General features: G+C 34.5%; 19 protein-coding genes. All 19 read left to right on the top strand.

Annotated elements, in window-relative coordinates; all coding sequences use genetic code 11:
• Positions 1-15: 15 nt before the first annotated feature.
• A complete protein-coding gene (locus tag EYS08_RS08180) occupies positions 16-1,155 on the top strand; it encodes an EpsG family protein (RefSeq protein ID WP_165456404.1) in 1,140 nt (379 codons plus the stop codon).
• A complete protein-coding gene (locus EYS08_RS08185) occupies positions 1,148-1,996 on the top strand; it encodes a glycosyltransferase family protein (RefSeq protein WP_131029553.1) in 849 nt (282 codons plus the stop codon). Before EYS08_RS08180 ends, EYS08_RS08185 begins: the two co-directional genes overlap by 8 nt.
• Positions 1,997-2,000: 4 nt before the next feature.
• On the top strand, positions 2,001-2,945 hold the full coding sequence (locus tag EYS08_RS08190) for a hypothetical protein (RefSeq protein ID WP_131029554.1): 945 nt from the start codon (positions 2,001-2,003) through the stop codon (positions 2,943-2,945).
• Between the two features lie 241 nt (positions 2,946-3,186).
• Positions 3,187-4,005 carry a glycosyltransferase gene (locus tag EYS08_RS08195; protein ID WP_131029555.1) on the top strand — a complete coding sequence of 273 codons (819 nt, stop codon included), beginning with the start codon at positions 3,187-3,189 and terminating at the stop codon, positions 4,003-4,005.
• Entirely contained in the window at positions 4,002-4,904 is a 903-nt protein-coding gene (locus tag EYS08_RS08200) for an NAD-dependent epimerase/dehydratase family protein (RefSeq protein ID WP_131029556.1), read from the top strand. The genes EYS08_RS08195 and EYS08_RS08200 overlap by 4 nt, the downstream gene beginning before the upstream one ends.
• Positions 4,905-4,907: 3 nt before the next feature.
• Complete coding sequence (locus EYS08_RS08205; RefSeq protein WP_131029557.1) at positions 4,908-5,885, top strand: MraY family glycosyltransferase; 978 nt, start codon at positions 4,908-4,910, stop codon at positions 5,883-5,885.
• 250 nt (positions 5,886-6,135) lie between these two features.
• Complete coding sequence (locus EYS08_RS08210; RefSeq protein WP_131029558.1) at positions 6,136-7,638, top strand: lipid II flippase MurJ; 1,503 nt, start codon at positions 6,136-6,138, stop codon at positions 7,636-7,638.
• A gap of 20 nt (positions 7,639-7,658) precedes the next feature.
• Entirely contained in the window at positions 7,659-8,546 is an 888-nt protein-coding gene (locus EYS08_RS08215; protein WP_131029559.1) for a glycosyltransferase family 2 protein, read from the top strand.
• Positions 8,547-8,753: 207 nt separating this feature from the next.
• Entirely contained in the window at positions 8,754-9,689 is a 936-nt protein-coding gene (locus tag EYS08_RS08220; protein WP_165456405.1) for a glycosyltransferase, read from the top strand.
• A 2-nt stretch (positions 9,690-9,691) separates the two neighbouring features.
• Positions 9,692-10,747 carry a glycosyltransferase gene (locus EYS08_RS08225; RefSeq protein ID WP_131029561.1) on the top strand — a complete coding sequence of 352 codons (1,056 nt, stop codon included), beginning with the start codon at positions 9,692-9,694 and terminating at the stop codon, positions 10,745-10,747.
• Between the two features lie 415 nt (positions 10,748-11,162).
• Positions 11,163-12,839 carry a capsule assembly Wzi family protein gene (locus EYS08_RS08230; RefSeq protein WP_131029562.1) on the top strand — a complete coding sequence of 559 codons (1,677 nt, stop codon included), beginning with the start codon at positions 11,163-11,165 and terminating at the stop codon, positions 12,837-12,839.
• A 392-nt stretch (positions 12,840-13,231) separates the two neighbouring features.
• A complete protein-coding gene (locus EYS08_RS08235; RefSeq protein ID WP_131029563.1) occupies positions 13,232-13,957 on the top strand; it encodes a tyrosine-protein phosphatase in 726 nt (241 codons plus the stop codon).
• A 241-nt stretch (positions 13,958-14,198) separates the two neighbouring features.
• Positions 14,199-14,870, top strand: coding sequence for a polysaccharide biosynthesis/export family protein (locus EYS08_RS08240; protein ID WP_244215894.1), 672 nt, complete (start codon positions 14,199-14,201; stop codon positions 14,868-14,870).
• Positions 14,871-14,897: 27 nt separating this feature from the next.
• Positions 14,898-17,267, top strand: a complete 2,370-nt coding sequence (locus EYS08_RS08245) for a GumC family protein (RefSeq protein ID WP_131029565.1) — start codon at positions 14,898-14,900, stop codon at positions 17,265-17,267.
• 381 nt (positions 17,268-17,648) lie between these two features.
• The gene (locus EYS08_RS08250; protein ID WP_131029566.1) at positions 17,649-19,193 is read left to right on the top strand and encodes an oligosaccharide flippase family protein; all 1,545 of its coding nucleotides are present in this window, start codon (positions 17,649-17,651) and stop codon (positions 19,191-19,193) included.
• 4 nt (positions 19,194-19,197) lie between these two features.
• A complete protein-coding gene (locus tag EYS08_RS08255) occupies positions 19,198-19,764 on the top strand; it encodes an acyltransferase (RefSeq protein WP_131029567.1) in 567 nt (188 codons plus the stop codon).
• Positions 19,757-20,842: a polysaccharide pyruvyl transferase family protein gene (locus EYS08_RS08260; RefSeq protein ID WP_131029568.1), complete on the top strand. Its 1,086-nt coding sequence runs from the start codon at positions 19,757-19,759 to the stop codon at positions 20,840-20,842. The genes EYS08_RS08255 and EYS08_RS08260 overlap by 8 nt, the downstream gene beginning before the upstream one ends.
• Before the next feature lie 12 nt (positions 20,843-20,854).
• Positions 20,855-21,397, top strand: coding sequence for an acyltransferase (locus tag EYS08_RS08265; RefSeq protein WP_131029569.1), 543 nt, complete (start codon positions 20,855-20,857; stop codon positions 21,395-21,397).
• Positions 21,398-21,417: 20 nt separating this feature from the next.
• Entirely contained in the window at positions 21,418-22,626 is a 1,209-nt protein-coding gene (locus tag EYS08_RS08270; protein ID WP_131029570.1) for an alginate lyase family protein, read from the top strand.
• Positions 22,627-22,723: the final 97 nt, after the last annotated feature.

The following is a 22,723-nucleotide window of genomic DNA, read 5'->3' on the forward strand; positions in this document are numbered from 1 at the left end:
TTTACGATTTTTGAATTGATAAATATTGAATATAAGTATCAAACTTATATGACATTGTTTGTCGTTTTGATTTTTGTTCTGATAGCTGGTTTAAGATACGAAACAGGAGTAGATTGGTTAGTTTACGAAAAAATGTTGGAAACTACACCACCAATTACCGATATTACAGATGCTTTTGGGAGAGTATTGATCTTTTCTACACCAGATTATGGCTATTGTCTATTGATGTCGGTAGTTAAATATTTTGGCGGATCTATTCAAGTTATTTTCTTCATTACTTCATGTGTAAGCATGTTCTTTGTTTATAAGGGAGTGAATTGTTATTCAGAATCAAGAGTTGTTTCCTTACTGATTTATTTTTCACTGTTTTTTTTTATTCTCGACATGAGTGGGTTGAGACAAGGTTTCAGTTTGAGTGTATTTTTCTATTCAATAAAATACATTCATCAAAGAAAATTTTGGATTTATCTGACTATGATTCTTTTTGCAGCGTCTTTTCATTGGAGTGCATATCTATTGATCCCAATCTACTTCGTTGCAAAAAGAAGATTTAGCTCGGTCTCACTTGTTGTATTTTTTTGTATCTCGTTAATCATATTCTTTTTCAACATATCATGGCTTGAAAAAACAATTACAGCTGTATTTCCTTCGCTTGAAAGCGAAGTTTTTGCTGCCAAATTGCTGGTATACACAACAAATGATAAATTTTCTGAGGGAAGACAACTTACAGCAAATACTATAGCTTCTATCCTCTTTTACATTACTACATTTGCATTTTGCATTTTTTACAGGGACAGATTAGAGAAACGCAACAAATATTTTTACTTGTTTTTTAATATATATATATGCCAGATATTTACCTTTTTTTGCTTATACGAACTTATTGAGATGGCTGACAGACTTCGTCTATATTTTTTAATTTCGAATGTGGTACTGTTTCCTTCAATGATTTATTTATTTCAAGTTAAAAAGGAAAGAATGCTGGCCTTTACCTATGCAGGCATATTCGCTTTTTTTTCTTGCATGCCCTATATCCTGAATGCGCCCACAACCATAGCTTATTATCCATATCAGAACTATGTGATCTATAAAATGTTTAATATTGAGAGTACTGGTCCGCAACGGCTACAAAAACATTCAGAACTTCATGAATAATCAAATCGAAAAAATTCTTGCAGTAGTTGTCATTTATAATACTGACCTTTCTAAGGCAGATACATTAAAATCCATTGGAAAAGACCTGGAAGAAAATGATATGCAAATGGATCTCTTTATTTTTGATAATAGTCCGAATGCCCAACCTTTGATAGATATTCGCGGATTTAATATCCTAAAATATATTCACGCGACCGAAAATGCTGGTGTAAGTAAAGCCTATAATGAGGGGGCACGCTTTGCAGAAACTCTGGGAAAACAATGGCTATTGTTGTTGGATCAGGATACAAGTTTTGATGGCGGGATAATCAATGCCTATACTAATGGCATACTCAACCAGCCTGATATCAACTTATTTTGCCCTATCATAAAGGTAAAGGAATCTATCATATTTTCTCCATTTATTAGGAAGTTCAAACGAGGTTTTGCAATGAAATCGGTTAAACCAGTCCGTTATCCATTTGTTAAATTTTCGCCAGTTAATAGTGGTATTTTAGTTAATCTTTCTGCATTTTTAGATGCTGGAGGTTATAATGAAAAAGTAAAACTTGATTTTAGTGATCTTGAATTTATTGAAAGGTTCAGAAAGTTTAACCTCGAGTTTCAGGTTTTGGATAGTGAGGCACGACAAGATTTTTCTAATGACATCCAAGATATAACGAGGTTAAACAGTAGGTACAAATTCTTTTGTGAGGGGGCTAAAAATTGTGATAAAAAAAATCTCACGGAACGATTTCAATATCTCGTTGTTGTTTTTATCAGAGCAACAATGCTCGTGAAAAGGACTAGAAGCTTAATTTTTTATAAGACAATGTTTACAAATTTCATTATAGCTAACTGATCATATGTTCAAAAAGAGTTTACTGTACTATAAGTCACTTCTTTTCTTTCTTCTGAGCATCGGGATAGAATTATTACTACTCCCTATATTATATATCTGGGAATATATTTTAAGAAAACTAAGTAACTACCTGAACAAAAAGCCTCTTAAATATAATCAGTTAAGAAAAAGAGAAAAGGTAACCGATATATCCCTTCTAAATGTTTGCGTCCACGAATGGGGTGGCTATGAGATGAAAAGATCAAAAACAATTAGGGGAAGGCAATTTGATTGCGGTCTGGAGTATCAGTTGAGGAGGTTACGGAATTACAGAGGCAATGTTAAATTAAGAAATACTATAACAATTTCTGATTATGATCTTTTTAAATATAAAACAGAATTATCCGACTTTAATGTTGTACCAGTCGAGAATTTAGCTATGGACTTCTCGGGCTATAGTAAATTTATAGAGCTCTTGCCTTTGGACAACCAATATGTATTGTTGATGAATTCTTCAATATCTGCACGGCAGGTTGATTTTATAGATGAGTATCTTAATTATTTTAAAGAAAACCAAGAGCTAGGCATGCTTGGGATTTCATTTAGTTCGAAAAGTTATCAAACCTTAATCAGGAATAACTTTCAACCACATATACAGAGCTTTTTTATCCTTACGACAAAACAAGTTTTAACGGAAGTTATAGATTTAAATGGGGGATTTTTGCCAGGCTCCAGAAGCAACTATAAGCTATCCATAATCAAATTCGGAGAATTAAAACTAAGTAAGCTTGTTCTGAAATTGGGCTACAGAATAGCTGTAATCAAAGAAAATGGTATACCCTTTGTGTTTTATAGGAATAAATGGTATGATAATGGTTATGGGAGGTGGACTAATCCTGATGGGGATTGCAGACTCTATGTGAAAGAATTGAACGCAATTAATCCATTGATAATCAGTTTGTTGAAATGATGTTAGAATTAAATAAAATACTTAGTCTATTGTACTATTCTACAGATAACAGTCGTGTTAACACGAAATGTAGTGGTTTGCAACGCAATCTGAGCATCCTTTTAAATACATGGAAAAAATGCTATGAAAGTAAAATTGGCTGCAGTGATGAAGCAACAAAACCTAAAGTCATGTTCAATGTAAATCTAATTGTCAAGGTGATCAGTAGTATTTTTAAGAGGTTAAAAAAGGTTGATATATTATGAAGTTAGATCTTACTGGATGTATTGTGCTTTACCAAAATGATCGTGAGGTATTATTGATGGCAATTAACAGTTTTTTGGGGACGGATTTGAACTTAAAACTATATCTCATAGATAATTCTCCGACTGATGAACTTAATGATGTTTGCTTTGATACGCGTATTTCCTACTTTCATAACCCTTCAAATCCGGGATTTGGGGCAGCCCATAATATTGCCATAAAAGATGCGATAAAGCTCGGTAGCAAATACCATGTAGTCATTAATCCAGATATTTACTTTAGTGGTGATATTTGTAAGACTATGATTTGCTATATGAATATAAACGAGGATATTGGTATGATGATGCCGAAGGTGCTGAATGAGGACGGTACCATTCAAAGCTTGCCTAAGCTTTTGCCTAGTCCGTTAAGTATAATCTGGAGAAAGCTAAAGAGGCCCGTCAATTCCTATAATAAGTTTATTGAAAAATATGAACTCCGTTTCGTCCCTTCCGATATAATCTACAATGCGCCCATACTATCGGGTTGTTTTACACTACTTAATTTAAATGCAATCAAAGAAATTGGGATGTACGATGACAGGTATTTTATGTACTTTGAGGACTGGGACTTGTCAAGAAGAATGCACGCCAAGTACCGGACTATTTACTTTCCACAAGTTTCAGTATATCATAAATACGAATCGGGGGCAAATAAGAGTGGTAAATTGTTTAAGATATTTATTAAATCGGCAATTGCCTATTTTAATAAATGGGGATGGCTTTTCGACAAAGAAAGACAAAGGATAAATAGAAGTGCATTAGCCCAGTTTAGATGAATAGAATATTAATTACAGGAGCCTCTGGCTTTGTAGGTAAAAACTTAGTGCCTTATTTAAATAAATTCAGCAATATTACAACTGCTTTAGGCCGTAACCAAATGGAGGATAAGTCTAATTTTGCAGAACAAGATGCAATTATTCATTTGGCAGGTAAGGCACACGATTTAAAAAAATCAGCAAATTCGGAGGAATATTATAGTGTGAATTTTGAGCTAACCAAAAAGCTTTATGATGTTTTTTTGAAATCTGAGATGAAGAAGTTTATCTATATTAGCTCGGTAAAAGCCGTCGCTGATAGTTTAAACGAGACTTTAACAGAGGAGAGGGTACCTGCGCCAGCAACACACTATGGTAAATCTAAACTCATGGCCGAAGAATACATTATGTCTATTCCGCTCCCGGAAGGTAAATCATACTTTATTTTAAGGCCCTGCATGATTCATGGGCCTGGTAATAAGGGTAATCTGAATCTTCTATATCAATTCGTGCAAAAGGGAATACCCTATCCACTTTCTGCATATGAGAATAAGAGATCGTTCTTAAGTATTGAGAACTTGTGTTATGTAATTAAAGAATTGCTGAAAAGAAATGATATTCCCTCAGATGTTTATAATGTAGCAGACAGAGAGCCAGTATCTACTAACGAAGTAGTATGTATTTTGGCTGCTAGTCTTAATAAAACACCTAAGCTTTGGAATATACCGAAAAGCTTATTGCATGTTATGGCCGCTATCGGAGATCGGCTCAAACTCCCTTTAAACACTGAACGATTAAATAAACTAACGGAGAACTATGTGGTAAGTAATCGAAAAATCACAGAAGCACTTTCCTCAGCTTTACCAATCGAAAGTAGAGAGGGATTAATTCAAACTGCCAAATCTTTTAAATCTTCTTAGTCTATGTCTGCAACATTTACGATCTTAATTCTTCTTGCTTTATTTTTTATCCTGGAAATTTTTTATTTTAAAATTGCAGATTATTATAATATTATAGATATGCCTAATAGTCGTAGTTCACATAAAGTTATTACTATCAGGGGGGGAGGAATTATATTTTATCTTGCTGTTTTAGCATTCTTTTTTTCTCAAGCATTTCAATATCCATATTTTGTCCTGGGACTTTCCCTAATCACTATTGTAAGTTTTCTGGACGATATCCTCACGTTGAACAATAAGATGAGGTTGAGTATTCATTTCATTGCCGTATTCCTGTTGATCGGAGAATGGGGAGGGAATTCCTTGTCGCTTTATCTTATGCCTATAGTGGTTATTTTGATCATTGGAACCATCAATGCATATAACTTTATGGACGGAATCAATGGCATTACGGGAAGCTACAGTTTGATCACAATCATCGCACTTTTTTTTATTAATCAGGAGGTGGTTAATTTTGTAGCCTCTGATTTAATACTTTACGCGGGCTTGTCGTTATTGGTTTTTAATTTTTTCAATTTCAGAACCAGGGCTAAGTGCTTTGCAGGTGATGTAGGTAGTGTTTCAATTGCTTTTATTATCACATTCCTGATTGGTCTGCTTATTATTCGAACAGATAATTTTGCTTATATTCTTTTATTATTGGTTTATGGACTAGATGCGGCTACAACTATTGCATTTAGGTTAATCAGAAAAGAGAATATTTTTGACGCTCACCGAAGCCATTTTTATCAATACTTAGCTAATGAAAAAAAAATACCCCACATATATATATCTCTAGGCTATGGAATTGTGCAGCTACTAGTCAATATCATTGTCGTTAAATTGGGAACAATTGCAATCGCTTCTACAATATTAATAATTTTAGGATCGACGTGTGTTTTTATCGGTGTGCGATTAAAAATAGAAGGCAGAATACGACTTCTTAAAAGCGCAACCTCATAGCAAAGTAATTTGCTCAAATTATAATTAACTTTATCATTTCTTAGAAGAAATGACACCATTGCTTGGTTAAGGAAGGTTAGATCAATTAGTCGCTATTAAGATAACCATTCAAAATTCGTGCTACCATGACTTCTTTTGATAGAATGGCATTGTAAGCATTCATCTTTCAGGCCATTTATAAAGGATGATGTTGGCCGATAGGTACTGGTTGGTTAATCATCAGGTTTTAAACTTAAAATGATAAGAAAAATTGAGAAAGCAGGCTGCCTTTATATTTACCATTCGAGTTATCAGACTAGGTTTTGCTATTTTGAATCTCTCACTTTCCTCAAAATATTTTGGCGTGAGTTTAGAGCGTGATGTATGGCTATTGGCATTGAATGCGATTATCATTTTAGATATTGCTATCTGGGCTCCATTAAATGATACTTTCAGAGCTAAATTCCAATTTATCAGAGCTGAAAATGGTGAAGTAGCGGCCATGCAACAAACAAAATCGCTGTTGTTATTGATTCATTTGATTACCTTTCTATTGGTCGTAATCATTATGCTCTTTCCTCAATTAATGGTAAAACTTCTTGCGCCAGGTTATGATAAAATTGAACAAACAAGTTTAATGTTTATGATCCGAGTAGTAGCGCCATCCTTTCTACTCAATCAGCTAACAAAAATTTTAATTAGTATTTTGAATACTTATAACTCCTTTATCATACCGGAAATTATTGGTTTGGTTACACAGTTCTTCACCCTTGTGGTAATCCTTACGCTGGCTCCATCAATCGGAATTATATCTTTGGCAATTTCCTATTACGCTGGATTAATACTTTTACTAATTATGTTATTGCAGCAGCTAAGAAAACGCAACCTGGATTTATTTAGTGGGGTTTTAAAAGCGAAATTCGCCACAGCTCTGCCATTTTTTATTTTTTCAGTTCCTTTTTTTCTACCTCACTTCAGTTCTCAGATCAATGTAATTGTGGAGAAATCAATGGCAACGTCTTTCTCGGCGGGGGCTATTTCTATTTTAGACTACGCACGTAAATTTTCTGATATTCCTTTGGAAGTACTTAGCGGTGTTCTTGTTTCGCTCATGGTACCAATGCTTACATTGAAATTCTCCTCCAAACTGATGGATGAGTTTTTTGAGGAATTCCGAAAAATCTATCAGCTTGGTTTCCTCATTGTGGCAATAATCGTTGGTATGTTAACAGGGTGTTCTAATTCAATGGTTGATTTTTTATATAAAAAAGGAAATATAACAGCTGTGTCATTAGCTGAGATAAGTGAATTATCGATGTTTTATGGCTGGGCAGTCCTTTCGATTTTTCTTTACTACATCTATGGCTTATCACTTCTTTCTGCTGGAAAGGGGAAACTATTTGCAACTTATGGAACGCTCGCCCAGTTATTAATGATTGGGATGAATCTGTATTTTTTTAAAGATTATAATATCTACATTTTTCCTTTTTCGCTAGCTAGCTCCCATTTTATCGCGGCTGCGATCATGGCATGCTATTTCCCCGTTAAAAATAAACAGTTGCTACTAATAACCATTAAATATAGTTTGCTAGTATTGGTTACGGCGCTAATGATGTATTTCCTCAACCTCTATCTTATCGATTTTCAAACACCACTTTTAGACATTGTATCAAATATTGTTATCTTAAGTCTTATCTTAGCGGCGGCGATATTTATTGCCAAACTGGAAGAATATAAGGTTATTAAAACCTATTTAAAAAGAATCATTTCTTAGCTTCTAAATTCAATTAAAGCATGGATCTTTCATTTATCATCATAAACTATAATACTACTGCTTTAACACTTGCATGTTTAGATTCTATATATCTTCACACAAAAAAGAACAAATTTGAAGTTATTGTAATAGATAATGCTTCCCCCGATGCTTCAATCAATAAGCTCAAAATATTATATCCTGAAACTATTTTAATTATTTGTGAAAATAATATAGGTTTTGGCCGGGCCAACAATCTAGCCATTGAAAGGGCTACTGGAAAATATATTTTTCTACTCAACTCTGATACTTTACTCATAAGTGATGCTGCAGCTGTATTTTTTAACTACATGGAAGACGTAAAAAATTTGCAAGTTGCCTGTTGTGGAGGTGCTTTAATCGGTGCTGATGGTTGTGATATGGTTTCGTACGGGAATTTTCCCTCTTTTAGAGAAGCCTTTTCCTCCTTAGGTTTTTTAAAGTTTTATAAAAATTATTACAGCAAATATTTAAGCAGTGGAGTTTTAAACTATTCTGAGCGGATTAGGTCAGTGGATTACTTATGTGGTGCAGATATGTTTCTGCGAAAATCTGTCTTAAAGGAAATTGGTGTTTTCGATCCTGAATTTTTTCTTTATTTTGAAGAAGTTGAGCTTTCTTTAAGGATGAGAAAAGCCAAATATTTATCCGTAATCCTGCCAGATGTAAAAATAATACATTATGAAAGTGCGTCTTTTGAGGGTGGAACATTAAATCTTAACAAAATCCAACATATGGCCATCAGCAGACGGGTTTATTTTAGAAAAAGTCATGGAAAGCTTGCATCGAACATTATTAATAAAATATATGGAGTTCAAGCATTAATATTTTTATTGGTGAAAAATAACTCAGCATACCTTAAAATTGCTGGCATTTTATTCAAATCCTAGACGTTGATGATGAAGAAAGTTTTACTGGTTTGTACTGTTCCATCCCTCGAATCATATTCCATAGGGATCATTAGTGCTGCTTTTGCCAATAAAAGTATAAACTGTTATGCCTACATTTTTTTAGATGGTAAAGATCAGCGGAGCGAAAAGGAGTTGGTTTTTGCATATGGTGTATCCGATGTAAGACAACAGGTTCAATTTTGTTATTTGGCTACAAATAAGATCATAAGGTTCTTATCATCAAGTATTTATCTTGATAAAGTAAAGCGGTTCGCTTTCAGCCAGGTTATTCAGGAAATTCATTTTATTTCGCAAGATATTATATTAGCCCGGCACTTATCTAAATTTAAAAAATTTAATTTGTATTATACCGTCCATGATTTTGTGCCGCATCCCGCCAAACTCAATTTTTTTCAAGGTTTAAAACATTATTATTTGAGGATTAGAAAGGATAAATATCTGATGAGCCAAATCAAAAATCTAGTTACCAATAGCGTGTCGCAACTCCGCGCACTTCAAAAACGGTATCCGGATAAAAACGTCAGGTGGCATCGAATGCCAACAATGTTGACAAATGAAATCTTAATGGGAAATGAAGTCGTTCCTGAACTAGGCGAAATAGAAGGTTATGTTCTCTTTTTCGGTAGAATTGAAGTTTACAAAGGTATTGAGGGCTTATATCGAGAATTTATAAATAATCCGAAGCTGTCTAAAATAATTTTGGTAATTGCTGGAAAAGGATCGCTATATTTTAAACGGGACAAAACAAAAGAAGCCAATATTGTATTCATAAATAGGTTTATCAAAGAAAAAGAAGTTGCTACTTTATTTAAAAAGGCAAAATTGCTTGTCTTACCCTATCACAGCGCCACTCAATCAGCCATTACTTCGCTCGCTTATTATTTTAAAAAACCAGTTGTCGGATCCGCTATTGAGGGGCTCAATGAAAGCATTTTGCATATGGAAACAGGATTATTATACCCACCCGAACAATTCGATCAATTGACATCCATGATCATACGGTTGTATGTTGACGGGCATTTATATAGAAAAATAGAAACTAATTTGACAACTGAACAGCCCATATATGATCTTTTCAAATTGGGAGATGAACTTGCAGTTATTTATCAAAGCCATTTATAAGTATGAAAATCGCATTTATCATCACGTCACTGGCGAATAAAGGGCCGATTATCATGGTACAATCTCTGGTGCTTAAATTGGTGCAAAAAGGATTTGATTGTGATGTATATTATTTCGATGCCATCACGGATCTGAAATTTAATTGCCCGGTAAAACAAATTAGTTTTTTCGAAGTCATACCATTTAGAAATTACGATTTAATTCATTCTCATTTATTTAGATCAGATGTGTATTGTGCAATTCATCACCAAAAAATCCAAAAAGCTGGAGCAAAACTGATTTCTACGATCCATACTGCTATTTACGATGATCTGGCTTTCACATACGGTAAACTGGTAAGTATCTTGCTCATTCCGGTATGGAAGTTAGCCTGGCAAAAAATGGATCATGTAATCCTATTAACTAAGGCTGCACAAAGATATTATCAAAATACAGAATTCAAGGCATTGAGTATAATCAATAATGGCAGGGATGTTTCATTGACAGGGGAAGGTATCTCCGATACGGACTTGAATGAGATTTTGGCTTTAAAAAAGAAATACACGTTACTAGGGACAGTATGCAATATCGACAGCAGAAAAGGATTAGAACAGATTTTAGAACTTTTGACTATCAATAATAACTATGCATTTATCGTTATTGGCGATGGCCCCGAACATCGGACTTTAGCAGCTATCGCACGTCAATATCGGGTTTCCTCAAGGTTTAAGGTTATGGGGTTTAGGGCCGAGGGTTATCGTTACATTAAGCATTTTGATATCTATGTATTACCATCCAGATCAGAAGGCATGCCATTGGCCCTACTCGAAACAATGGCGTTAAAGGTTCCGGCGGTTTGCACACGTATACCATCATTAGCAGCAGAATTCAGTGATGACGTATGTTATTTCTTTAACCTCGATGATGTTACTGATTTGAGCAGGGCATGCGAACTTGCCACTAATGATCTCGGATTGAAGACCTTAGCCGCCTTCGAAACCTATAATAATAAATATACAAGCGAGAAAATGGTGAAAAATTATGTAGAGTTATATGAGATTTTAGTTGAAACACTGTAGTTTCTGGAGTTTGTTGATTTTGTAAAGGAATAAACAAACCAATAAATTAATGTCAGAACACAGTTAGGAGATTTTTTAGTAAGGATTAGAACGTAATTTAAGGTTATTAACCATTCTATTTTACTTTGATATCCATCGTTTTCCACAGGGCACAAATCTTATAATCGAGCTTAGAAATGTTTTGAGTCATTTCCACTTCCTGTTTTCAAAAAAGGTTTCATCGCGGATGATTTCGATCCAATTCACGGCCTATGTTCATGTTTTTATGCCGTATTATTTAATCAAGGAATGGCAATAAAAAAGCCACTTATACACTGCGATAAGAACATATTCCCTGAATTATTATGAAATTGATTAAAAAAAAATGGTAACTATCTGTTAGCTATGTATATTTGCTAACGAAGTAATATATAATATGAATAAATCTATACTTTTTTTAGCGATCATGCTGCTTTCTGTTGGTATGAAAAGTTTCGCACAAACACTTCCTGTTGGATTATTAGATGGCACCGAGGATAACCTGAGGAGACAGCAATTGCTTGGGAATGATAGCTCAAGGAGTTCATTTATGATTCGGCCCTTAAATATATCTGATCGGAATAATTTTTTGTTGGATAGGGATCAAAATATTTACTTAGACGGTTTTAGGAAGAAGATTTATTCGGCTCATAATGATACATACGCGGTGTATCTGTTACCCGTTACCTGGCAACAGCAAATTAATACCCACCATCCCTATGGATGGAATGACGGGTCGATGATCCAGGCAAGGGGCTATCAAACCCAAATTTCTGCGGGCGTTTACGCTAAAATTGGTCCATTGAGTATTCAGTTGAGGCCAGAATATGTATATGCTGAGAATAAAGATTTCAGGCAAATGAAGGATGCTGGAAACGGTGAGGCCTTTTTGCAAAAATATGCACAGTTGGTGAACAGGATAGACAATCCAGAACGCTTTGGTAACGGTTCCTATTCTAAACTTGATTGGGGTCAGAGCAGCATCAGGTTAACTTTTGATCCGGTGTCAATAGGCCTATCTAATGAAAATTTATGGTGGGGCCCTGGCGTTAGAAATTCCCTGTTGATAAGTAATACCGCATCTGGTTTTAAACACATTAGTTTAAACACCTCCAGGCCAATAAATACACCAATCGGTTCTTTTGAGACTCAGATTGTGGCCGGTGTTTTGAAAAGTTCGAGAATTACAATCGATAATGCATTATTCACTGCAAAGCCAAATAATTGGCGTTATCTTTCGGGCATTGCTTTTACCTATCAACCAAAATGGATCCCTAACCTATTTCTGGGTTTTGATCGTAGTTTTATTGTATACCGAAATGATATGGGAAATTCTTTTGGTGATTATTTCCCGCTATTCTCATCAGTAGAAAAAGTTAGCATTGCTGATGGGCCGAATAATGAAGATTCTAGAAAAAGGGATCAATATGCTTCATTTTTTGCCAGATGGGCAATGCCTGAAAGCCATGGGGAAGTTTACTTCCAGTATGGAAGGAATGATCATCCTTACGATATACGGGATGCGCTGCAGGAGCCTGAGCATTCAAGAGCATATATTGCAGGTTTTAGAAAACTTGTTCCTCTTAAGAGGAGCGATGAGTTTATTCAGGTGGGGATAGAAGTGACTCAAATGGAAGGTGCTAGAACAGGAGTTGGTAGAGAACAACCTGTTTGGTATGCGCATCATCAGGTTAGAGATGGATATACCAATATGGGACAGGTTTTGGGTGCAGGTATTGGCCCGGGAAGTAATCTACAATCGTTGGATGTGAGTTGGGTAAAGGGACTGAAACGCATTGGGATTCAAATTGAAAGACTTGTAAATAATAACGACCTGTATTATGCGGCTATTACTACTGATCCGAGGAGAAAGTGGATAGATCTTTCGTTATCGGGTAAATTTGACTGGACTTACAAGCACTTTATTTTAAATTCTCAGTTGAGTTATATCCGTTCTCACAATTATCAATATACTGCAAAAGATATTGTTTATACGGCTAAGGATTTTTGGAATTGGGATAAACAAGACGTAAACAATCTGCATCTTAAAGTAGGTTTAATGTATAGGTGGTAGGGTTTAAGGGTTAATGGGTGATTTCAGGTACGAGGGTTCAGTAGTTTTGAGCTTATATTAACCAGGCACTTTAAATTAGTAATGAAAATGGGGCTAATTTTTTGTTCATGGAATTAATTTCATGTTAAAATGGCTAATCGTGTAATTTTGCCAAGATGTTTACGTTTATCTGGTATTGATTGAGAGGTTTCGGGAGGTGTATACTTGAAGTTGCTAGTCAAATATTTATTTTAATGTTATTTAACAATAAAATAATATAGTTTTTTTTATTTTGACAGTTATCCAATTTTATATTGGCGTTAGTGACTACAGTCTGAGAAAAGACAGTTTTTGTAAATGGTTTTTATTTTTTTTTCTATCTTTAGACGATTTAATTATGAAAATATTTTTGAATGTTCTCTATTTTTAAGAAAAAAGGCACGGTTGTGGCTGATATCAGCTGGCTAGGGGTTGATTTGCACTCTCATCTGCTTCCGGGAATTGATGATGGATGTAAGAATCTTGATGAGTCGCTTGCCTACATTACGAGATTACATGGTTTGGGATTTAGTAAACTGATATGTACTCCTCACATTTTTACAGAACTTTATCCCAATACCCCAGAAACTATCTCGACTGCCCTCAAGCTTGTGCAAGATTCAATTGAAGCAGCGCAAATCGATATAGAAGTTTCCGCGGCTGCTGAGTATATGGTTGATGAGACTTTTAAAATAAATGATAGTTTGATGTGTTTGCCAGGTAGACGTATACTTGTCGAAATGTCGTATTTGTACGAAAGTCCTGATATAGAGCAAATTATATTTGATTTGCAGATCAAAGGTTATGTTGTGATTCTTGCTCATCCTGAGCGCTACAATTTCTATCATGAAGTACAAGAGCGATATAAACGACTTAAAGATATGGGTTGTTTGTTTCAATTAAATTTGCTCTCTGTTGCTGGATATTATGGTAAGGGGGTGGCAAAGGTCGCGAACTATTTGCTCAAGAATGAATTATATGATTTTGCAGGTACTGATTTACATCATGAAAATCATCTAATGGCGTTAGAAAAGATTGTTTTAAATGGCAGATTGTACGAGGAAATCGGGCATTATTCTTTTAAAAACAAACAGATTTAAAATAAAAAAAAGCAGCCGGATGTCTTTGAATATTATACTTTATCAAAAAAATACCGTGCTTTTATTTAACTTCTTATATTTACCATGCATTTAAACCAGCTAATTTTTACTAATGAATAAGTACCTGTCATTTTGTTTTAAAAGTATTTCACTGATCTATCTAGGCCTATTTCTGGCTGGATGTTCTAGCACAAGGAATATTGCCTATTTTCACGAAGGCAATAGGGTCGATTCGGCAAACTTGGTAAAACTGGTTGGTTTTACTGAACCGACTATTCAACCTGATGATATTTTAGCCGTTTCCATTTTTACAATTGATCCTACTACCGGTGCACAAGTTAACCAAGTAGCTTCCCAAGCTGTTCAGAGCTCGAATAATTCGAGTGGGCAATCTACCGCTATAAACGGCTTTTTAGTCGATAAGAATGGGGAAATAGAGTTGTCTATTATAGGTAAGCTAAAACTTGTAGGATTAACGACCTTCCAGGCTAGAGAACTAATTCGGACCAAGGCCTCAACAGATTTTAGGAATCCGAGTGTGCAGGTGCGATTTGCGAATTTCAAGGTTACTGTTATAGGGGAAGTTACACACCCAGCTATGTACACCCTACCCAATGAGAAAGTAACTGTTTTAGACGCATTGAGCTTAGCGGGCGATTTAACACTTTATGGTAAAAGAGAAAACGTATTAGTAATTAGGGAGAAAGATGGTAAAAAGGAATTCGGAAGGTTAAATTTATTTAGTAGGGATTTATTTAACAATCCTTATTATTATTTGAGACAGAATGACATTGTATATATTGAACCAGATAAATCTAAATCTGCAGCTTTAAATGCCCCAAACCGTGCTAATTTGGGATTAATATTGTCGGCAATTTCTGTCTTAGCATTGGCATTTACAAGGATATTTTAACATTAGCAGCCCGTCTATACTAATATAATGGATATAAACCCTCAGGATGCTCAGCTACTGTCTGAGAAAACCGAAACAATGTTTGATTTTAAGAGAATTTTAGGTAAGATATTATTTATTTGGCCATGGATATTACTAAGCATTTGTTTAGGAATGTCTGCATCATGGTTCTACTTGCGTTATAAAACACCTTTATATAATATTACAGCACGTATATTAGTCAATGATGATAAGAAAGGCGGCGTGTTAGGCCAGAATGACGTTTTAGGTGATATGGGTGGCTTGTTGGGTGCGAAAAACTCAGTAGATAATGAAGTTGAAATATTAAAGACTAAAGATTTGCTACGTAAAGTAGTGTTGGATATGAGATTAAATGTTAGGTATTTCAAGAAAGGAAATATCCGTGACATCGAATTTTATAACTCGCCTTTTAGCGTCGTGTTTTTAAAAGAAGCGGACACCATTTATAAGAGTACTTGTGTTTTGAAACCATTGGCAAATGCTAAATTGTCATTAAAAACTGATGTGATAGATACCGTTGTAAATTATGATAAGCCGATTTTCCTCAAAAATATTGGACTTTTCCAAATTCATCGTAATGGGGCTTTGCTTGATGTTAAAGAAGAATATAGTTTTTCAATTAATTCTGTCGATGCAGAGGTGTCGGATTTGTTGGCTAATATTACAGTTGCAGCAACAAATACTCAGGTAACTATTATTGATTTAAGCATGAAACATCCTATCCCACGTAAAGGAGAGGACGTTTTGAACAAGTTGATACAAAAATATGTTCAAGGCAATATCGATGATAAGAATATCATAGCAGATAGCACTATAAAGTTTATCAAAAATCGTTTAGCCTACATTGGTGGTGAGTTGGGTGATTTAGAAGGTAATATACAAGGCTTCAAAGAGCGCAATAAACTAGTCGAAATGAGCGAGCAAACTAAAATGTTAGTTCAGAATACCGCGCAGTATGTAAAGGATCTTTCTCAAATCGAAACACAACTTAATATTCTAAAAAGCCTAAAAGATTACCTCAATGACGAAAGTAGGAATAAACGTGTTCTACCAAGTTCTATTCTGTTAACCGATGCGGTATTTAATGGGTTAGTAGAGCGATATAATCGACTTTTACTAGAGAGAGACAATCTTTTGATAAGTGTTACAGAAACGAATCCACAGATTGTTAACTTGGATGCCCAAATTATCAATTTAAGATCTGATTTGCTTTCTAACCTTGAAAATACACAGCGTACTTTAACCATAAATAGAGACGGGTTACGCAAACAGATGGCTAATATAGAGGGAGATATGAAACAGGTTCCCGAAGTTGAACGCAACTATCTGGAATTGGCTAGGCAGCAGCAAATTAAGCAGCAACTCTACTTGTTTTTGATGCAGAAGAATGAAGAAACAGAAATTTCTAAAACAGCTAATCTATCAAATTCTAAAGTCATCGACTCTCCTAAATCTGATGTTAGTTACTTTAGCCCTAAAAGGCCAATTGTACTGCTTATTGGATTTATTGTAGGTTTGCTAGTGCCAATGTTGATTGTCTATCTGAGGGAGCTAATGAATACTCGGGTGGAGTCTAAAGCTGATATAAGCAAAATAACAGAGGTATCTATCATAGGTGAAATCAGTCATGATAAAATAGGAGATAATTTAGTCACGGCATCTAATTCGCGATCTGCTATTTCCGAACAATTTCGAGCCCTGCGGACAAACCTCGCTTTCTATTTAAGAGATAAAGATGAAAAGATAATACTGCTAACATCAAGTATGTCGGGCGAGGGCAAGTCTTTTGTTGCCATTAATCTTGGAAATATTCTTGCTTTAACAGGTAAAAAGGTTTTGCTAATGGAACTTGATTTACGTAAGCCTGGTTTATCGTATAAATTGGGAATGAGCAATACTAATGGTTTCACTAATTATAGCTTGGATGAAAATTTAAAGATTGAAAACCTCATTAAACCACTCGATATTCATCCAAACTTATTTTTATTAAGTTCTGGTCCTATCCCACCAAATCCAGCTGAAACAATAATGAGTAGTAGAACAGATGCCTTAATGAACGAACTTAGAACACAATTCGACTATATTATTATAGATGCGCCACCTATTGGACTTGTTACCGATGCTCAACTATTGTCGAAGTATGCAAGCCTTTGTCTTTATTTGGTAAGACAAAATTATACTTTCAAAGAACAAATAAACATAATACAGAACCTTTACATAAATAAAAAAATGAGAAAAATGGGTATCGTGATAAATGATATTCAACAAAGGAAGGGTTATGGTTATGGTTATGGTTATGGTTATGGAGAATACGGAGCAGATATGCCAAAACAAAATTGGTTACAGCGGCTATTGTCAAAAGCGAAGAAATCATAATACTTGGATTTACAGCTTACTAGTCGGGTAAAAATAGCGAGTGGTTTCATCTGATTCTATACTTTAGTGATTCAGGTTGGTTTTATTGATGGTGGTTATACGCGATCAAAATATTTCTCAACAGAATTAATCGGTTTTTTGAAAATCAAACTTTAAAGTTGTAGAAAATTTATATCATTGATATACAATATATATACGTCTATCCATCTAATGTGAAATATTCGAATGGGTTATCATTTCTAATAATGACAGTCGTTGATGAGAATCGAGAAAGATTTTGCGTTAAAGTCTAAACTAAAAAACAATATAACTGATTAGCTTACTACTTAGAAAGATCATAGTTCGCTATGATGGTTATAAATTCACAAATTAAAGTATAAAATGCCAGCCACCACACCGAAAATCGGAGATAACAAAAGAATAGCAAAAAACACGATGATGCTATATTTCCGAATGCTATTAACTATGGGAGTTAGTCTTTACACTTCCAGGGTGGTGCTTAATACTTTGGGGGTTTCAGATTATGGTATTTATAATTTAGCGGGTGGAGTTACAGCGATGTTCGCTTTTCTGAATAGTTCTATGAGTGGAGCGACATCTCGTTTTTTGACTTTTGAATTAGGGCTTAATGATGTGGCTAAATTGAAAAAGACATTTTCCGCAGCCTTGACAATTCATTTATTAATAGCTGCGGCAATCTTTTTTTTGGGAGAGACGGTGGGGCTTTGGTTTTTGGAAAACAAGTTGATAATACCCGTCGATCGAATGAGTACAGCACGCTGGGTTTATCAATTGTCTATTTTGAGTACGATGGTTACAATTACCCAAGTTCCGTATAACGCCACGATCATAGCGCACGAGAGAATGAATGTTTATGCCTATGTAGAGATATTAAACTGTTTCCTGAAATTGGGGATAGTTTATTTATTGGTAATTGGGCATTTTGATAAACTTTTGCTTTATGCTGTTTTAGTCTTGTGTATTTCAATAATCATCGCATTGATTTATAGAATATACTGTGTCAAAAATTTTCCTGAGTCTAAGTACAAATGGGGGTGGGACAAGGAAATTATATATCCTATGCTTAGCTTTTCCGGTTGGAATATGTATGGTACCATGGCATACACAGTGAAAACTCAGGGAGTGAATATCCTGCTTAACCTATTTTTTGGCGTAATAGTCAATGCTGCTTATGGTGTCGCCACGCAGGCTCAAAATGCAGTTCAGAGTTTTTCAAATAATTTTTTAACGGCTGTGAACCCTCAGATTGTAAAACATTATGCTCAGGGAGAGATTGAGAAGATGCAAAATTTGGTGATTAATGCTTCAAAGCTTTCTTTTTTATTGCTGTTTCTGATTTCCTTTCCGTTGATAGTGGAAAATCATTTCATACTTAATTTATGGTTGAAAAAGGTTCCGGATTATGCAGTAGATTTTTGTCGACTGAATTTGATTTCAGGTTTAATGACAGGTATGTTCACAGTGCTCACATATGCTATTTTTGCCACTGGCAAGATAAAAAGTTTTAGTATTATCTCCGGGACTATCTATGTAATGGTTTTACCTATTTCATATTTTTTGCTTAAGAATGGATTCTCACCTATTATTCCTTTTATTATAAATATTGTTCTACTGTTTATAGGCTATATGAATAATATACGAATACTAAATAAATTAATTCCAAAGTTTTCTATATCCAAATTTTTTATCAATGTTGTTTTTAGTTGCATAGTGACCATTACTTTAGCATCGTTGCTCCCGATGTATTTTCATTTCTCATTAAATGAAGGTTGGGTACGGCTTATTTTGGTCGGGGTTACTTCAGTACTATCTACTCTACTCTTTGGATATTTTATAGTACTAGATGCAGATATGAGAAGTAAATTGACAAATATGTTTTTAAGCAGGATAAAAAAAACTCATTAGAATTATGATTTTTGATAAAATAAGAAATAAGTTTAAAAGCCATAAACTATCAAACTTATTAAAAAAACTAAAAAAGTTTGGTGATTTAAATGATATAAATGTTGACACGCAAATAGTTCATCCAGAAAGAGTAGAAATAGGATCGTATATATATATAGGGCCAGGCGCACGAATAAATGGACTTGGGGGACTGGAGATTAAATCAGGGACGATAATTGGGCCCAATCTTATACTTCATTCTGCAAATCATAAATTTAAGGATTCTAGATTTATTCCATATGATGAAACCTTTGATTTTCGAAAAGTTACAATTGGAGAAAATGTTTGGGTTGGTGGAAATGTAATCATTGTTCCAGGAACTGAAATTGGCGAAGGTTGCATTATTGGAGCAGGTTCTGTGGTTTCTGGTAAAATCGCGCCTTTATCGATAGTCGTAGGCAATCCTTGCAGAGTTATTAAAACAAGAGATGCTGAACACTATTATAAACTGAAAAAGGAAAATAAGATTTATTTGAAAAATAAAAAGGAAAATCAAATCACTCCCAATTTAAACATAGGCTATAATGAATAATATTAAGATAAAAATAAAAGGTGCATACGGGGCAACCAATTTTGGAGATGATTTGTTGATGTGTTTATTTGAAAAGTATTTTTTAAACAATTTCAAGAACATAGATCTCAATTTTGAGGGTATTGACATGAAGTACCCTGATAAATTACTGGTAAAAGCCAAATACAATTCTAAAAGTTTTAATGAAGACTGGTTTATTTACGGGGGGGGAACTCAGTTTTTTTCATTTCAGCAAACGCATAGTAAAACGTTCTTTGGATTGATAAAAAAAGCCATAACTAGCCCTGACAAGGCTATGAAAAAACTGTTAAGTATGCTTGAACCTAAGAAAACTGTAAATAAACACGTAGCGTTTTTAGGATTTGGTTTAGGACCTTTTTATGATAATAATGAAAAGATAGAGCAGGTAAAAAAAACTTTGTCTTCAGCGCATTTCATAGGACTTCGCGATGAGGTTTCTATTAATTATTGCAAAGAATGGGGAATTAATGCATTTTTTGGAGCAGATATGGCTTATTCTTCGTATTTTGATTATCAGGTAAGTTCGGATAAAAAACAAAATGTAAAAAAGAAAATTGGGATAGTTGTGAGAGATTGGGTATGGGAGGAGTCTGGGAGAGGCTATTTTGAGCCAATACTTGATCTATATAAAAATAGAAATGAAGATTATGATTTTCAGTTCATCATATATGCTCCTGATAAAGATCCAGAATGGATGAAAAGGTTAAAAGATGAAGACACATTGATCTGGGATCCTAACAAATATTCTATTCAAGAATTTCTCGACACGCTAAATAAATTTGACGGATTTATTTCTGCGAGATTTCACGGTGCTATTGTTGGTGCTTTATTGGGTAAACCAGTTATATCTATAGAAATTGAGCCAAAGCTGAGGATCTTAACGGAAGATATCAAAGAGTTATTTTTGTGGGAAAAACCATTCAATTCAGACGATCTGAACAAGCTATTAGATAAAATGGATTATAACGTTGATTACGCTACATCTTTAGATATATTGAGAACAAGAGCTGATTTCGCATTAGAGAAATTTAGAGGGGTGTTTAATAAAGACCAGTAAAAAAGTGTTATTATGAGGTCAATAAGAAAAAACATATCATCACTGGTTTATTTTTTTATCAACTCTTTTGTTTTGAGGCTCCCATCAAGAAGTCTTAGACGTCTTGTGTTGTCAAAATGCTTGGGACAATTGGGGAAAAACAGCAGTTTTTTACGATTTGTAGAGATAAGGAATGGCCGAAATATCTCAATTGGAAACCATACAGTTATCAATCAAAGAGTATTGTTAGATGGAAGAGGGGGTAAATTAATAATCGGTGAAAATGTTGATATTGCTCAAGATACTAATATTTGGACTTTAGGGCATGATCCTCATGGTGACTATCATGAACCTAAAGGTGGCAATGTCACGATAGAAGATTATGTTTGGATTGCATCTCGAGTTACAATTTTACCTAATATAATTATTGGGAGGGGGGCAGTTGTTGCAGCAAACAGTGTTGTCACAAAAGACGTACCAGCGATGGCCATTGTGGCAGGTGCTCCTGCAAAGATTGTAGGAACTCGAAAAAGTAAATTATTATATAATTTGGATTATAAACCGTGGCTTCGGTAAATCCAACAAAATGGAATGTTATGAAAAATTGGTTCAGAAATTTCACTGCATGCGCAATTTTATTTTTTGGTAGTATTGTTGCACTGAAGGCCCAATCAGGTTATGATGGGATGTATTTAATAGATGCTAGGGCACACAAAAAAAACCTTGAGCTCTTTAGAAGTAAAAATAAGGGCTTTCTTGAAAAGCTAAATAGGTTGAAGATAGAGGCAGAGAAGATTTTAAGTAAAGAAACCTATTCTGTCACTTTTCACAAAACGAGTACTCAATCTACTAGTGATGTACATGATTTCTATAGTAAGTCACCTTATTATTTTGTTGATCAAGCCGGCAAGGCCTTTATGAAAGATGGCGCGCGAAACCCTAAAATAAAAGAAGATAAAGATAAAGAACAATTAGTGAAGTTGCTCGACGATCTTAAGGTTTTATCAATAGCTTATTTTTATACTAAAGATGAGAGATTTGCGGAAAGGGCACGGCTGCTAATGGATACTTGGTTTATAAATGTAAAGACAAAAATGAATCCGAATATGAATTTTGCGCAGATAAAGCCAAATAGCAATCAAGGTACTTTTTCTGGCATCATAGAGTCCAGACAATTGGTTTGTTTACCTGATGTGCTATTTCTATTACAAGATTCGAAGAAAGTCGATGCCAATTTTGTCTCGTCGATGCGTATATGGTTTAAGAGTTATCTTTATTGGCTGGAAACGAGTAAGTTAGGAAGGATTGCCTCGGTTCAAAAGAACAACCAAATTAATTATTATAACTTGCAAGTGTATGTATTCAAATTATTTACTGGAACCAATATGCAAGAGGTTAGGTCTATGATATCCAACAGCACACTAGACAATATTAAACATCAGATTAATGAAAAAGGCGAACAAACAATCGAATTGAAACGGGCGACGCCTATTGGTTACTCGCTTTTCAATTTAAAAGCACTCTCATTAATAGCTCTTTTTTCAGAGAATATAGGTGGGCCGGATTTATGGAATTATGAGCAAAATGGAAGCGGTATAAAAAGCGCCCTTATCTGGCTTGACAAACAGTATGTCAATCAGAAAATCAATAAGAAGACCAACCCTAAATTTGAAAATATCCTGCCGGGGCATTTGTGGGGCCTGTATACGCTAGCCCAAAAAAGAATTAGCAATTTGTCCCTTTCTTACAAACAAATAAATAATCAATCAGTAGGAATTAGTTCAGCTTATTTTGAATTTAACTAGCCTTTGTGGCCACATTTAAGTCATTTAGTAAATAAATGAAGCCAAATTTTGGAAAATATTTTAGAAAATTGTTACTAGTCGTGAGTTTATAGATAGT

It is taken from the genome of Pedobacter kyonggii (assembly GCF_004310665.1).
Classification (GTDB): domain Bacteria; phylum Bacteroidota; class Bacteroidia; order Sphingobacteriales; family Sphingobacteriaceae; genus Pedobacter; species Pedobacter kyonggii.